Raw genomic sequence first — 13,919 nt, forward strand, 5'->3', positions numbered from 1 at the left:
AGCAGGCGTGAAAGCCGCCGTCCGGGATAGAGGTCAGGTTCCGAACCTCTTGTGGAGTGGCTGAAAATGACGATTCTGATCGCGTACGACGGTTCCGACGACGCCAAGGCCGCCATCGCCTTCGCCGGGCGGCAGTTCCCCGGGCGGCAGGCGGTCGTGCTGACCGTGTGGGAGCGCGTGGCGATGACCACGGCCCGCGCCTCGGCCGGGCTCATGATGACGTTCGACCAGACGGGCGCGGAGGACGAGGCGGTGGCCGAGGCGATGTCCGCGCTGGCCCGGCAGGGGGCGGAGCTGGCCAGGCAGGCGGGGCTGGACGCGGCGCCCCGGTGCGAGCCGGATTCCGTGGCCGTCTGGTCGACGATCGTGGACGTGGCCGACGAACTGGACGCCGACCTCATCGTGACCGGGACCAGAGGGCTGGGCGGGGTGCGTTCACTGCTGCTGGGCAGCACCTCGGACCGGGTGCTGCACCACGCGCGCCGGCCGGTGCTGGTGGTGCCGGCCGCCGACAAGGACGACTGACCGGGACGTTCATCCGGCGTTGGTGTGGATCTGTCGGTGGATAGGGCAGAGTGGGTTCCTCCTGACGGGCGGGAGGAGGCGAGGGACGATGCCGGAGGAGCTGGCGCGCCGGCTCGGCACCACCGACGCGGTGGTCGTGGGCCTGAGCGCGATGATCGGCGCGGGCGTGTTCGCCGCCTTCGCCCCCGCCGCCGCGGCCGCCGGCGAATGGCTGCTGGTCTCGCTCGCGCTCGCCGCCGTCGTCGCCTACTGCAACGCCACCTCCTCGGCCCGCCTGGCCGCCCTCTACCCCGAGTCCGGCGGCACCTACGTCTACGGCAGGCGCCGCCTCGGGCCCTTGTGGGGCTACCTCGCGGGCTGGGGCTTCACGGTCGGCAAGACCGCCTCCTGCGCGGCCATGGCACTGACGTTCGGCGCCTACGTGCTGCCGGGGCGCGAGCGACCGGCCGCCGTCGCCGCGGTGGTCGTGCTGACGGTGCTCAACCTGTTCGGGGTGCGCCGCTCGGCCGGCCTGGCGCGGGCGATCGTGGTCTTCGTGCTGGCCGTGCTCGCCGGGGTGGTCGTGGCCGGGCTGGCGGGCGACGACGTGGTCGGCTGGTTCTCCTACACACCGGAGCCGACACTGGTCGAGCCAGGTCCGTGGGGTGTGCTGCAGGCGGCCGGGCTGCTGTTCTTCGCCTTCGCCGGATACGCCAGGATCGCCACCCTCGGCGAGGAGGTGCGCGACCCCGCCCGCACCATCCCCAGGGCCGTCGGCATCGCGCTGGCCATCACGCTGGTCGTCTACCTGCTGGTCGCCCTGGCCGCGCTGCGCGCGCTGAAGCCGGAGCTGCTGGCCAGGTCCCCGGCGCCGCTGTCCGACCTGGTGAGGCAGGCCGGGTTCGGCTGGATGACGCCTGCCGTGACCGTCGGCGCGGCGGTGGCGGCGCTCGGCGCGCTGCTGGCGCTGCTGCTCGGCGTCTCCCGCACCGTGCTGGCCATGGCGCGCGAGCGCGACCTGCCCGGGGTGCTGGCCGCGGTGGACCCGGTGCGGCAGGTGCCGAGGCGGGCCGAGCTGGCGGTGGGCGCCGCGGTGATCGTGCTGCTGCTGGTGGCCGACCTGCGCGGGGCGATCGGGTTCTCCTCGTTCGGTGTGCTGGTCTACTACGCCGTCGCCAACGCCTCCGCGCTCACGCTCGGCCGCGAGGAGGGGGCGCCGCCGCGCGTCGTCCCCGTGCTCGGGCTGGTGCTGTGCCTGGTGCTGGCGGCGACGCTGCCGCTCACGTCGGTGCTGGCCGGGCTGGCGGTGTTCGCCGTCGGATGGGTGATCTACGCGGTGCGGCGACGGCGTACGATGTCCTCATGACGAACCGCGCGGTGATGATGACCCCCTAGGGGTCCCACCGCCACGTCCACGTTGAGGCCCTGCTAGCCGGGGCCTCTCGTCGTGTCCGGGGCCCCTCGGGAGGCATCCGATGTACATCACGACGACCATCCCCTACGTCAACGCCCGGCCGCACCTCGGCCACGCGCTCGAACTCGTCCAGGCCGACGTGCTGGCCAGGCACCACCGGCGGCGGGGCGAACCCGTCCGGTTCCAGACCGGCACCGACGACAACTCGCTGAAGAACGTGCTGGCCGCGGAGGCGGCGGGCGTGCCGGTGCGCGAGCTGGTCGACAGGAACGCCGCCGCGTTCGAGGGCCTGCGCGGGCCGCTCGCCCTGTCGTTCGACTCCTTCATCAGGACCAGCACGCATCCGGGTCACCGCGACGGCGTCGAGCGCATCTGGCGGGAGACCGCGCACGACCTCTACCAGCGCCATTACGAGGGGCTCTACTGCGTGGGCTGCGAGCAGTTCTATCCCGAAGGGCCCTGTCCCGACGGGCACGAGGCGCCGCTGCAGCGCGTCTCCGAGCAGAACTGGTTCTTCCGTCTCTCCCGCTACCAGGACGAGCTGCACGCCCTCATCAGCGACGGGCGGCTGCGGATCGAGCCCGCCGCGCGTCGCAACGAGGTGCTGGCCTTCGTCGCGGCCGGACTCGACGACATCAGCGTCTCCCGCTCCGCCGTCCGGGCCAGGGGGTGGGGGATCCCGGTGCCCGGCGATCCGGCCCAGGTGGTGTACGTGTGGTGGGACGCACTGGCCAACTACATCACCGCGCTGGACGGTGGCACCTCGCCCGACGGTGGCGACTACGAGCGGTGGTGGGTGCGTGAGCCGAGCAAGGTGCATCTCGTGGGCAAGGGGGTGATCCGGTTCCACGCGGTGTACTGGCCGGCCATGCTGCTGTCCGCCGGGCGGCCGCTGCCCACGGCGATCTTCGTGCACGACTACCTCACGGCCGACGGCCGCAAGATCAGCAAGTCGTCGGGGAACGCCGCCGATCCGGCCGCTCTCGTGGCGGCGTACGGGACGGACGCCGTGCGGTGGTGGCTGCTGCGCGAGGTGCCGCGCGTGGGCGACGCCGACTTCACCGAGACCCGCCTGGTCACCAGGGCCGATGAGGACCTGCCCAACGGCCTGGGCAACCTGGTCAGCCGGGTCGCCGCCATGGTCGTCCGTTTCCTGGACGGGCACGTACCCGACGAAGGGGAGCCGCTCGCACGGGTGGACGGCGCGGTGGACGAGGCGCTGGCCGGCTTCGACTTCCGCCGGGCGGCGCTCGCCGTGTGGACGCTCGTCGAGGAGGCCAACAAGTACGTCGAGCTGACCAGGCCCTGGCAGCAGTCCGGGCGGGAGCGGGAGACGTCGCTGGGCACGCTGGTGCGGACGTGCCGGGAACTGGCCGTACAGCTGGAGCCGTTCCTGCCGGGTGCGGCGGCGCGCGTGCTGGCGGCGGTCGGCGCCGACCGGCTGACGCGCCCCGACCCGCTCTTCCCCCGCCACGCCCGCCCGGCGGGGCACCGTACGGCGGGCTGACATCGGCGGAGCCGGGCGGCTTGGCTGTTGACGGCGGGTCGGTGGGAGCTTAGTTTGGCGCACACCGACCAGCCGGTATGGAGGCGCGCATGTCCATGGTCGAGACTCTTCGCGGCCCCGTCGACGTCGGCGAGCTCGGGCAGACGCTGATGCACGAACACGTCTTCGTGACGGCCACCGAGCACCTGGAGAACTACGGCAGAGGCGCCTGGTGGGACGAGGAGCAGCGGGTCGCCGACGCCGTCACCAAGCTGCGCGCGGTGGCCGCCAAGGGCGTGCGCACGATCGTCGACCCGACGGTGTGGGGGCTCGGCCGGCACATCCCGCGCATCCTGCGCGTCTCCGAGCAGGTGCCCGGCCTCAACTTCATCGTGGCCACCGGCATCTACGTCTTCGAGGAGCTGCCCCACACCTACGCCTTCCGCGGCCCCGGCCTGATCATCGACCGCCCCGACCCGATGATCGACGACTTCGTCCGCGACCTGACCGAGGGCATCGCGGACACGGGCGTCAAGGCGGCCTTCCTCAAGTGCGCCGTGGACGCACAGGGGCTGACGCCCGGCGTCGAGCGCATCTGCCGCTCCGTCGCGCAGGCCCACGTGCGTACGGGCGCGCCCATCACCGTGCACACCAACTCCACCGAGCGCACCGGGCTCCTCGCGCTCGACCTGTTCGCCAAGGAGGGCGTCGACCTGAGCAAAGTGGTCGTCGGGCACGCGGGTGACAGCAACGACCTCGACTACCTCATGCGCCTGGCCGACACCGGCGCGATCCTCGGCATGGACCGGTTCGGCCTCGACGTCTACAACCCGACGGCGCAGCGCGTGGCCACCATCGCCGCGCTGTGCGGGCGCGGCTACGCCGACCGCATGGTCCTCAGCCATGACGCGGCCTGCTTCATGGACTACTTCGGCGGTGACTGGGAGGAGACCCGCAGCACGCTCGCGCCGAACTGGCGCTACGATCACATTCACGACGACGTTTTGGCCGCACTGCTGGACTCGGGTGTGACCGATGGCCAGATCGAGCAGATGCTGGTGTTCAACCCGAAGCGCTACTTCTCGTAAAGTGGTTGGATCGGGAAAGCAACGCGGGTAGGTGGAGCTGGGTGACTTCGGAGCAGGCCTTGTCGATAAGCCTCGGACTCCAGGGACCTTGCGTCATCGCGCGGCTGACGGGGGACTTCGACTTCGGGTCGGCGGCCGAGGTTCGCGATCGCGTCACCAAGGCGCTCGATCTCACCCAGCCCCCGATGCTGGTCATCGACATGCAGGCGGTGGCCGTCTGCGACTCATCGGGCCTTTCCGTCCTGGTCTATCTGCACAAGGCCGTCACCGCCTCGGGCGGCCGGCTGCTGCTGTCGGGGCTCAACGGCAGGTGCAAGCACCTGTTCGCGATCACCGCGCTGGACAAGTTCTTCGACATCCGCTCCACGGCCGAGCTGGCCATCGCCGAACTCAACGAAGAGGGGAATCCGCCGCCGTTTACCGGGTAGTGCCCGGGCATGTCGGCCGACGAGCCCGACCTGCTCGGCATGTACCTGGAGCAGATCGGCAAAATCCCCTTGCTCTCCGCCGCGGACGAAGTCGACCTCGCCCGGCGGATCGAGGCAGGCCTGTACGCGGGCCATCTGATCGGGCGTGGTGAGGGCACGCCGGAACTCCACCGCGTCGCACGTGACGGGCGGCGCGCCAAGGACCTGCTGATCAGGTCCAACCTCCGGCTGGTCGTGGCCGCCGCCAGGCGCTACTCCTACCGGGGGCTGCCGTTGCCGGACGTCATCCAGGAGGGGAACCTCGGCCTCATCAGGGCCGTGGAGAAGTTCGACTACACGCGGGGATACAAGTTCTCCACGTACGGGATGTGGTGGATCCGCCAGGCGATCGAGCGCGGCATCCACGACAGGAGCCGTACGGTGCGGCTGCCCATCCACGTGGCGGAGGAGCTGTCGCGGCTGGCCAGGGTCGAGCGGCGGCTGGCCGCCGAGCTGGGCCGCGAGCCGACCGAGGCGGAGCTGGGCGCGGCGGCCGAGCGGTCGCCGGCCCAGGTGGCGGCGTTGCGCCGGCTCGGCCAGGAGACCGTCAGCCTCGACCTTCCCGTGGGGGAGCACGGCGACAGCAGGATCGGCGACATGATCGCCGACGAGGAGGGCCCGCAGGTGCAGGAGCTCACCGAGCGCCGCGCGCTCGGCTCGGAGCTGCGCGCGCTGGTCACGACGCTGCCGCCGCGCGAGGCGTTCGTGATCAGCTGCCGGTACGGCCTGGCCGGGCGGGAGGCCCAGAGCTGCACCCAGATCGCCGAGCAGCTCGGCCTGACCAGGGAGCGGGTTCGTCAGCTGGAGAAACAGGCGTTGCGGCGGCTCAGGGAAGGGGGTCCGCTGCTGGCGTGGGCCTCCTGAGACAGCGGGTGCTTGTGCGCATAAAGCCGATATAAGCGGATAACCGTTCTATATCGAATATTGCACGTCGTGCACTATTTTACTTGAGCGCCTGATAGTAGTCGAAGGGACACGGGTCGCTGCCAAGAGGGGGAAGCGGCCGTTTCAACTCTGGGGGCACAATGTTTCAGCGCCTCGCCGGCGCGGCCTTAGCGGCCGCTGCCGCGACATCGCTCATGGCCACACCCGCCGGCGCGTCCACCACCGCATCCACGACCGCTGCGTCGTTCACACCGGTGTCCGTCTCGGCGGCGGGGACCGCCACGACGGCGGCACGTCAGCTGATCCGCACCAAGGTCTATTTCGGCAGATGCAAGGACACCTGCCGGATCAACGTCCGGATCACGAACATCTCCCGCACGTACCTCTACCGCGTCAAGCTCAACGCCCGGCTGAGCGTCAACGGCAGGTCGGTCGGCAGTTGCTACGACTACGTCGGCACCATCAAGCCGCGCAAGGTCCGCTACGCCGCCTGCACCGTCCGTACGAGGGCGCTGACGCAGAGGTGGAACAACTACCTGGACGGCTGGGCCAGCTTCAACCGCTACGCCAGGACCAGCGTGGCCTACCGCTACTACCGCTGAGAGAGTGTGGGGGCCGGCCGGCGCCGGCCGGGCCCCCAAGGGCTCACGCGGTGACGAGGAGCGCTACCCCGATCAGCACCACGACCGGGACGACCCACATCACGGCCTCGACAGCGAACTCCTTGTACATCGCGGAAGTCTCCTTCAAGGGTGAGGGCGGCATACGTCATTGCGCAGCATAGCCGCCCGTACCCCGTGTTCGGTCCAGGGCCTCAGGCCGTGACGGCGCCGTCGGAGGCCGAGGCGACACTGGCCACGTACTTGGTCAGCACGCCGCGCTCGACCGGCCGCTCGGGACGCTGCCAGGTGGCGCGCCGCGCGGCCAGTTCCTCCTCGGGGACGAGCAGGTCCAGCGTGCCGGCGGCACTGTCGATCACGACCGTGTCGCCGTCGCGGACCAGCGCGATCGGCCCGCCGTGGTACGCCTCGGGCGCCACGTGCCCGATGACCAGCCCGTGCGAGACCCCGCTGAAGCGGCCGTCGGTGACCAATGCGACCGAGGTGCCGAGCCCGCGTCCCACGAGCGGGCCGGTGATCGACAACATCTCGCGCATGCCGGGCCCGCCCGCCGGGCCCTCGTACCGGACCACGATGACGTCGCCGGCCACGATCCGCCCCTGCTGGATGGCGGTGTAGCAGTCGGCCTCGGAGTCGAAGACCCGGGCCGGGCCCTCGTGACGGAAGTCGTCCTTGCCGCCCAGCTTGAGCACGCAGCCGCCGGGCGCCAGCGAGCCGCGCAGGATGGCCAGCGCGCCGCGCGGCTTGAACGGCCGCTCGGCGCTCGCCACCACGGTCTGACCCGGGGTCTCGCGGGCGTCGGCGGCGACGTCGGCCAGGGTGCGGCCGTCGACGAGGGTGACGTTCTCGCGCAGCAGCCCCGCCTCCAGCAGGCGGCGGACCACCAGGGAGGTGCCGCCGGCCCGCCACAGGTCCAGCGCGGTGGCGTCGCCGCCGCTGGGCTTGAGGCCGGTGATGATCGGGATCTGGCGGCAGACCTCGCCGATCCGGTCGATCTCCAGCGGCAGCCCGGCCTCGCGGGCGATGGCCAGCAGGTGCAGGACGGCGTTCGTGGAGCCGCCCATGGCGGCCACCGACACGATCGCGTTGTGCAGCGCGTCGGCGGTCAGCACCTTGGAGGGGCGGGCGTCGGCGGCCAGCGCGCGCATGGCGATCTCGCCGACGCGGCGGGCGGCGGCCTCCTTGTCGGGGACGGTGGCCGGGATGTCGCCGACCCCGAACGGGGCCAGGCCGAGGAAGTCGGCGACGGTGCCCATGGTGTTGGCGGTGTACTGGGCGGCGCAGGTGCCCGCACCCGGGCAGGCGTGCTTGGCCAGGTCGTCGAGATCGGCCTGGTCCATCCGGCCGACCTCGCGCTCGCCGAGCGCCTCCCACATGTCCTGGATGGTGACGTCCTTTCCGCGCCAGCGGCCCGGCAGCATGCTGCCGCTGTAGAGGATGACCGAGGGCACGTCCAGCCTGGCCAGCGCCATGATCGCGGCCGGTACGGTCTTGTCGCAGCCGACGATGGCCACCAGCGCGTCGAAGCCGTGCGCGCGGCCCATCAGCTCGATGGAGTCGGCGATGACCTCGCGGCTGATCAGCGAGGCACGCATGCCGGGGGTGTGCATGGTGAGGTTGTCGGAGACGGCGATCGTGTTGAACTCCATGGGCAGCCCGCCCGCCGCGCGCACGCCCTCGGCCACCTGGACGGCCAGGTCCCGGTGGTTCAGGTTGCACGGCATCGTGCCGGTCCAGGTGGAGGCGATGCCGACCACGGGCCGGCGCATCTCCTCCTCCGACAGGCCCATGGCGTACAGGTGGGATCGGGCCGGTGCGCGGTCGGGATCGTCGGCGATGCTCAAGGGAAACCTCCGATGTTCGGTTCGCTGCCTCCCATGATCCTGCGCCCGCTTTCACCGGTGGACCCCGGCCCCCTCACTGCTCGCGCAGGCCCCATGGTGAGCCGTACTCGACCAGCAGATCCAGGTACGGCTCCGGCTCGAACGCCTCGGGCCCCAGCACGCCCGCGCCCTTCCAGACGCCCGTCGCCATCAGCTCCAGCGCGATCACCGGGTTGACCGCGGTCTGCCAGACCACCGCCTGGGAGCCGTACTCGCGCATCGACCAGTCGTTGTCGACCACGTGATAGAGGTACACCTCGCGCGCCCGCCCGTCCTTGACGCCCTTCACCCAGGTGCCGGCGCACGTCTTGCCGTGCATGCGCTCGCCGAGCGCGGCCGGGTCGGGCAGCACGGCGGCGACCACGTCGCGCGGTGACACCCGGGCCTCGCCGCGGTCGGTCATGACGGCGACCGGCTCGGTGCGGTCCACGCCCAGCGCGTGCAGGGTCTTGAGCGTGCCGATGAACTCCTCGCCGAGGCCGTACTTGAACGTCACCCGCTGGGCCGGGATCCACCGCGGCACCAGCACGACCTCCTCGTGTTCGACGTTCACGCACTCCACGGGGCCGATCCCGTCGGGGAAGTCGAAGATCTCGGGCTCGCTGAACGGCTCCGTGGTGTACCAGCCGCGCTCCTTCTCGTAGACGAGCGGCGGGTTGAGGCACTCCTCGATCGTGGTCCAGATGGAGAAGGAGGGGGCGAAATCGTAGCCGTCGACGGTCAGGTTGGCGCCGTCCCTGATGCCGATCTCCTCGATCTCGTCGAACAGCTTGTCGGCGGCGTAACGGGCGAAGACGTCGGCCAGGCCGGGCTCCACACCCATGCCGACCAGCGCCAGCCTGTCCCGCTCGGCCCAGTCGGCGGAGCGGGCGAACTGCTCGTCGCCGAGCTTGACGCCCACCTCCTCGTACGGGCGGTCGGGGTGCGGCCTGGACATCGACATGGCCATGTCGAGGTAGTCGGCCCCTGCGGCCAGCGCCGCCTCGAACAACGGCAGCACGAAACGCGGGTCGGTGGCGTTGAGCAGCACGTCGCAGCGGTGCTCGGCCAGCAGCGCGGTGACGGCGCGCGCGTCGGCGGCGTCCACCCTGGCCGCGGTGAACCTGGCTGCTCGGTCGCCGAGCGCGGCCACGGCGGCCTTGGCGCGGGGCAGGTCGTAGTCGGCGACCACCATGTGGTCGAAGAAGGGGCGGCGGGCGGCGATCCGGGTGATGGCGGTTCCCACGCCGCCGGCTCCTACGAGGAGGATACGCATGACGATAAATCCCCTTTTGAGATGATTTTTCGGGGTGTGCTGACCATCCAACGGCCGTAGGCTGTTCAACGTCAATGGTGTTGGCATAAGGAGGGGACCTTCGTGGCCAAGCGAGTGGTGCCGGAGGCGGCCCGCCGGCGGCGCCGTCCCACCAAGCGGGGACAGGTGCTGACGCACGCGCTGATCGTCGAGACCGCGCTGCGGATGTTGCGCGAGCACGGCGCCGACGGGCTGAGCGCCCGCCGGCTCGGCCTCGCGCTCGGCGCCGACGCCAGCACCGTCTACCGGTACTTCCGCGGCATGGACGATCTGATCCTGGCCATCGCGGACGAGCTGTTCCGCCAGGCCATGGAGGACTGGCGGGCCACCGGCGACTGGCGTGCCGACCTGCGCGACCTAGGCCTGCGCATCCACCACGCCTACCTGGCCCATCCGCAGGCCGCCGTGCTGACCGCCAGCCGGGTCACCGGCCGGCCGAACGAGGTGGCCGGGGACGAGACGATCCTCGGGATCGTGCGCGGGGCCGGCTTTCGTGACGCGGACGCGGTCCGGATCTATCACGCTTTCATCGACCAGAGCCTGGCCTTCGCCATCCTCGACGCGGCCACCCTGGCCCTGCCGAAGGCGGCGCGGGAGGCCGACGAGGAGGTGTGGCGCGACACGTACGCCCGCCTGCCCGCCAGCACCCACCCCAACATCGCGGCCACCGCGCCGCTGCTGGTGGCGACGATGAACGACAGCGTGTACCCGACGGCGCTCGACATGTTGTTGGCCAGCGCGTCCGCCCAGCTCACGGGGTAGGTGCCCGGGTATGCCGGAAGGACGCCCTATTTACCGCCCCCACGCCGACGCCCAGGTCACGGGGTAGGCCCGAGGTATGCCCGAAGGACACCTCATCCACCGCTACGCCGACGCCCAGGACGCCGACCTCTCCGGACGGGTCGTGCGCGCGTCCGGCCCTCAGGGCCGCTTCGACGCGCGCCCCTACGACGGACGGACGGTGACAGGCGTGGAGGCCGTGGGCAAACACCTCCTGTACCACTTCGAAGACCTGTACCCGGACCCGGACCCGGCGGTGGCGATCCACGTCCACCTGGGGATGCGCGGCATCTTCCTGCGCTACGACGACCCGGCCACCGCGCCCCGGGCCGGCACCCGGCTGCGGCTGGCGACGGACGAGGTGGCGTACGACCTCATCGCCCCCTCCCGCTGCGAACCCCTCGACGCGGAGGCCGTGGCGGCACTGCGCGCCTCGCTCGGCCCCGATCCGCTGCGCGCGGACGCCTCTTCCAGCGAGGCGGTGCGGCGGCTGACCGCGTTCAAAGGGCCGGTCGGGGCGGCCGTGCTCGACCAGAGCGTGTGGGCCGGCATCGGCAACGCCTGGCGAGCCGAACTGCTCTACCTGACCGGCCTGCACCCGAGCCGGCGCGACGTGGACGAACCGGCGGCCCTGCGCCTGTGGCAGACGGCGGTGACACACCTCGCCCTGGGCCGCGACGCCGGTCAGGTGATCAGCGACCCGGCGGCGCCCGACGAACGCTGGGTCTACAAACGCGACCACTGCCGGCGCTGCGGCACCCCGATCGAGACCTGGCCCCTGGCCTCCAGAACCGCGTACGCGTGCCCAGCCGAACAGAGCAGGTAGCCTGAGACGAAGAGTAACATGAACCTCACTTCTCGTAACAACCTCCTGGACATCCGCCGCATCTACGTCGAGCCCGCCGCCGCCGAGCTGCCGCGCGGGCAGGAGATCCTGGCCCGATACCCCGCCGCCGAACGCGTCGAGATCGAGAGCCACCACCGCATCCCCGAGCTGTACGGCGACGAGACCAACGTCGCCCGCTGGGTGCGGATCAAGACCGAGGCGCTCGTGCTCGGGGTCAAGAAGTCGCTGACGGCCCGGCCCAACGGCCGCTCGGCCGACTTCATCGCCCCCTCGACCGCCAACGGGTGCGCGATGGCCTGCGCCTACTGCTACGTGCCGAGGCGCAAGGGCTACAGCAACCCGATCACGGTCTTCGCCAACATCGAGCAGATCCTCGGCTACCTACGCCGCCACGCCGGCCGCCAGGGACCCAAGACCGAGCCCAACCAGGTCGACCCGCACGCCTGGGTCTACGACATCGGCGAAAACTCCGACTGCTCCCTCGACGCCACCGTCTCGCGCAACGTCCGCGACCTCGTGGAGCTCTTCCGCGACCTGCCAGAGGCCAAGGCCAGCTTCGCCACCAAATACGTCAACCAGGAGCTCTTGGACTGGGACCCGCGCGGCCGCACCCGGATCCGGTTCAGCCTCATGCCCGCCGCCGACTCCAAGCTGCTCGACATCCGCACCTCCCCGATCGCCGACCGGATCGCCGCGATCTCCGACTTCGTCGCCGCCGGTTACGAGGTGCATGTCAACTTCAGCCCCGTGGTCGTACGGGACGGCTGGCTGGAGTCGTGGGCCGACCTGTTCACCCACCTCGACGACAGGCTGAGCCCGCAGGCCCGGGAACAACTGGCCGCCGAAGTGATCTTCCTGACCCACAACGACCGGCTGCACGAGGTCAACCTGGGCTGGCACCCCAAGGCCGAGGAGGTGCTGTGGCGCCCGGACCTGCAGCAGGCCAAACGCTCGCAGACGGGCGGCTGGAACGTCCGCTACCGCACCGGCCACAAGGGACGTTACGTCGACGCCCTCACCGACCTCCTGGGGACCCGCCTCCCGTACTGCCGCATCCGCTACGCCTTCTGACACCGACGACGACGTCACGCCGTCGGGGTGCCGAGGTCGTAGGGACGCCTATTCGGGGAGGTTCTGCTGGGCGAGACGTTTGCCCAGGCCGGCCAAGGAGTCGTCGGCCATGAGGGCGGGCAGGCGGGGTGCGTCCTCGTCGATCTGGCGCAGCACGGCCGGCTGGTCGCCGCAGTGCCGGGTCCACGCTCTGACGACCTCCGGCATGGCCTCGATCGCCTCCTGCGACAGGATCGCCTCCCTGGGCAGCCACGACGTCAGGAACTGCCGCACCCTTCCCGGGCTCCACCACAGCGGCCGGTCCCCGACGAACTCGGTCAGCTTCCCGAACGCCTCCTCGGCCCCCGGCAGATCCGGCAGGTCCTGGAACGCGGCCATGGCACCGTCGGGAGCGCCACCCCGTACGAGGCCGGGCACGGACCGGGCGCGGGCCACCGCCAGCGGCCGGATCGCCGGCAACGTCTCCGCCACCTCCGCGCCCATGAGCCGATCACCCAGCTCGAACGCGTCCAGGATCCGGCCCGCCACCACCCCCGGCTCCGCCTCCCGCAGGCCCAGATCGTCGAGGAACTTCAACTCCTCCACCAGCGCGTCCACGGCCAGGCCACCGTGGGGCTGGTCGATGCCGGTGACCAGGATGTGCGGCTCCTTGCCGTTCTCGTAACGGAAGGCCAGGACCGCTAGAACCTGCTCACCGTAGGGGTCGGCCTTGCCGTACCAGGCGCCCTCGCAGGTCACGCGCCCCATCCGTCGCACCCACCCGGGCAGCTCGCCGCCGCCACCGCCGCCACCGTCGCCGCCGCCCTCGCCGCTGTCTTCGACGGGAGCCTCGCCCGGACGATCGAGCACCGCCATCGCCGCCACCGCGAGACGCGCCTCCAGCCGACCGTCCTCCGCCGCTCGCCGCGCGAACGCCTCCGCCTCCCCGGCCTCCTCCAACTCGGCCATGAGCCTGGCCGCCCAGAGCTCGGTGCGCAGGGGAGAGCGCCACCTGAGCAGGTCGCGGGCCTGAGTGATCGCCGTGTCGAACGCAGTCGTGCTCACCCTTGCACCGTACCGCCCATTTCCACCGCCCCCCAGCGGACGCACAGAGCCTCACCCGGCAGGAGCCGGCTTGCGGTTGATCACGCATCCCGTCGCCGATCTCCCACTCCTCCGAAGGAAGGGCCAGCACTCCCGGCAATGCGTGCTCGTCTGCGCATATCCGGCCGGCTCTGTGCCGACCTGAACGGTTGAGCGAGGCAGGCCGCCCATCCACCGGACCTGGGCAGAGGGGCCGGTGGATGGCCGGCATGTCGGCGGGCCGGGGCCCGTTACTTCTTCGCCGGGCCGGCGTGATGGGGTGAGGGTCGGCGGGTGCGCTGGGTGGGTGGCGCGTGCCCGGTGGCATGGCCGGCGGGCACGCGCGTGCCGTGTTGGGCTGTGGCTGTCAGCGGTTGTCGCCGCCCAGGCCCGCCTTTCGCAGGGCTTCGGCCATGGCGCCGGTCGGGGCCGGGCGGTCCTGGCGGCGCGGGCTGTCGCCGCGGGCTCGCCCGCCGTCGCCACGACCCCGTCCGCCGCCGTCGCCTCGCTGGTCGCCG

The 13,919-nt window shown here is 71.4% G+C and carries 13 protein-coding genes; 10 read left to right on the forward strand and 3 right to left on the reverse strand.

What is annotated here, in order from left to right; genetic code table 11:
- Nucleotides 1-66: 66 nt before the first annotated feature.
- The 7 genes from ABFX54_RS44845 to ABFX54_RS44875 all read left to right on the forward strand — a co-directional run bounded on the left by ABFX54_RS44845 (nucleotide 67) and on the right by ABFX54_RS44875 (nucleotide 6,446).
- Entirely contained in the window at nucleotides 67-525 is a 459-nt protein-coding gene (locus ABFX54_RS44845; protein WP_346113100.1) for a universal stress protein, read from the forward strand.
- 88 nt (nucleotides 526-613) lie between these two features.
- Nucleotides 614-1,870, forward strand: a complete 1,257-nt coding sequence (locus tag ABFX54_RS44850; protein ID WP_346113101.1) for an APC family permease — start codon at nucleotides 614-616, stop codon at nucleotides 1,868-1,870.
- A gap of 109 nt (nucleotides 1,871-1,979) precedes the next feature.
- Nucleotides 1,980-3,425 (forward strand): methionine--tRNA ligase, encoded by a 1,446-nt coding sequence (locus ABFX54_RS44855; protein WP_346113102.1) that lies wholly within the window; start codon nucleotides 1,980-1,982, stop codon nucleotides 3,423-3,425.
- An 89-nt stretch (nucleotides 3,426-3,514) separates the two neighbouring features.
- On the forward strand, nucleotides 3,515-4,492 hold the full coding sequence (locus ABFX54_RS44860; protein WP_346113103.1) for a phosphotriesterase family protein: 978 nt from the start codon (nucleotides 3,515-3,517) through the stop codon (nucleotides 4,490-4,492).
- 41 nt (nucleotides 4,493-4,533) lie between these two features.
- On the forward strand, nucleotides 4,534-4,920 hold the full coding sequence (locus ABFX54_RS44865) for an STAS domain-containing protein (RefSeq protein ID WP_106249128.1): 387 nt from the start codon (nucleotides 4,534-4,536) through the stop codon (nucleotides 4,918-4,920).
- A 9-nt stretch (nucleotides 4,921-4,929) separates the two neighbouring features.
- The gene (locus ABFX54_RS44870; RefSeq protein WP_346113104.1) at nucleotides 4,930-5,823 is read left to right on the forward strand and encodes a sigma-70 family RNA polymerase sigma factor; all 894 of its coding nucleotides are present in this window, start codon (nucleotides 4,930-4,932) and stop codon (nucleotides 5,821-5,823) included.
- A 215-nt stretch (nucleotides 5,824-6,038) separates the two neighbouring features.
- Entirely contained in the window at nucleotides 6,039-6,446 is a 408-nt protein-coding gene (locus tag ABFX54_RS44875) for a hypothetical protein (RefSeq protein WP_346113105.1), read from the forward strand.
- A 212-nt stretch (nucleotides 6,447-6,658) separates the two neighbouring features.
- Here the strand turns inward: ABFX54_RS44875 and ilvD are convergent, their stop codons facing one another.
- Together ilvD and ABFX54_RS44885 are read right to left on the reverse strand one after the other, a co-directional pair.
- Nucleotides 6,659-8,308 (reverse strand): dihydroxy-acid dehydratase, encoded by a 1,650-nt coding sequence (gene ilvD / locus ABFX54_RS44880; protein ID WP_346113106.1) that lies wholly within the window; start codon nucleotides 8,306-8,308, stop codon nucleotides 6,659-6,661.
- Between the two features lie 73 nt (nucleotides 8,309-8,381).
- Nucleotides 8,382-9,602: a saccharopine dehydrogenase family protein gene (locus tag ABFX54_RS44885; RefSeq protein WP_346113108.1), complete on the reverse strand. Its 1,221-nt coding sequence runs from the start codon at nucleotides 9,600-9,602 to the stop codon at nucleotides 8,382-8,384.
- A 102-nt stretch (nucleotides 9,603-9,704) separates the two neighbouring features.
- Between ABFX54_RS44885 and ABFX54_RS44890 the strand changes: the two genes are divergently transcribed.
- The 3 genes from ABFX54_RS44890 to ABFX54_RS44900 all read left to right on the forward strand — a co-directional run bounded on the left by ABFX54_RS44890 (nucleotide 9,705) and on the right by ABFX54_RS44900 (nucleotide 12,339).
- Complete coding sequence (locus tag ABFX54_RS44890) at nucleotides 9,705-10,403, forward strand: TetR/AcrR family transcriptional regulator (protein ID WP_346113109.1); 699 nt, start codon at nucleotides 9,705-9,707, stop codon at nucleotides 10,401-10,403.
- A 76-nt stretch (nucleotides 10,404-10,479) separates the two neighbouring features.
- Complete coding sequence (locus ABFX54_RS44895) at nucleotides 10,480-11,247, forward strand: DNA-formamidopyrimidine glycosylase family protein (protein WP_346113111.1); 768 nt, start codon at nucleotides 10,480-10,482, stop codon at nucleotides 11,245-11,247.
- An 18-nt stretch (nucleotides 11,248-11,265) separates the two neighbouring features.
- On the forward strand, nucleotides 11,266-12,339 hold the full coding sequence (locus ABFX54_RS44900; protein WP_346113112.1) for a spore photoproduct lyase family protein: 1,074 nt from the start codon (nucleotides 11,266-11,268) through the stop codon (nucleotides 12,337-12,339).
- A gap of 48 nt (nucleotides 12,340-12,387) precedes the next feature.
- Here ABFX54_RS44900 and ABFX54_RS44905 read toward each other — a convergent pair whose 3' ends face one another.
- Nucleotides 12,388-13,383 carry a hypothetical protein gene (locus tag ABFX54_RS44905; protein ID WP_346113114.1) on the reverse strand — a complete coding sequence of 332 codons (996 nt, stop codon included), beginning with the start codon at nucleotides 13,381-13,383 and terminating at the stop codon, nucleotides 12,388-12,390.
- Nucleotides 13,384-13,919: the final 536 nt, after the last annotated feature.

The organism is Nonomuraea maheshkhaliensis, from assembly GCF_039529435.1.
GTDB lineage: Bacteria > Actinomycetota > Actinomycetes > Streptosporangiales > Streptosporangiaceae > Nonomuraea > Nonomuraea maheshkhaliensis.

Excerpts from the sequence above, each read along its gene's own strand:
- ABFX54_RS44845 (WP_346113100.1), top strand. The coding sequence starts at position 67 with ATGACGATTCTGATCGCGTACGACGGTTCCGACGACGCCAAGGCCGCC.
- ABFX54_RS44850 (WP_346113101.1), top strand. The coding sequence starts at position 614 with ATGCCGGAGGAGCTGGCGCGCCGGCTCGGCACCACCGACGCGGTGGTC.
- ABFX54_RS44855 (WP_346113102.1), top strand. The coding sequence starts at position 1,980 with ATGTACATCACGACGACCATCCCCTACGTCAACGCCCGGCCGCACCTC.
- ABFX54_RS44860 (WP_346113103.1), top strand. The coding sequence starts at position 3,515 with ATGTCCATGGTCGAGACTCTTCGCGGCCCCGTCGACGTCGGCGAGCTC.
- ABFX54_RS44870 (WP_346113104.1), top strand. The coding sequence starts at position 4,930 with ATGTCGGCCGACGAGCCCGACCTGCTCGGCATGTACCTGGAGCAGATC.
- ABFX54_RS44875 (WP_346113105.1), top strand. The coding sequence starts at position 6,039 with ATGGCCACACCCGCCGGCGCGTCCACCACCGCATCCACGACCGCTGCG.
- ABFX54_RS44885 (WP_346113108.1), bottom strand. The coding sequence starts at position 9,602 with ATGCGTATCCTCCTCGTAGGAGCCGGCGGCGTGGGAACCGCCATCACC.
- ABFX54_RS44895 (WP_346113111.1), top strand. The coding sequence starts at position 10,480 with ATGCCCGAAGGACACCTCATCCACCGCTACGCCGACGCCCAGGACGCC.
- ABFX54_RS44900 (WP_346113112.1), top strand. The coding sequence starts at position 11,266 with ATGAACCTCACTTCTCGTAACAACCTCCTGGACATCCGCCGCATCTAC.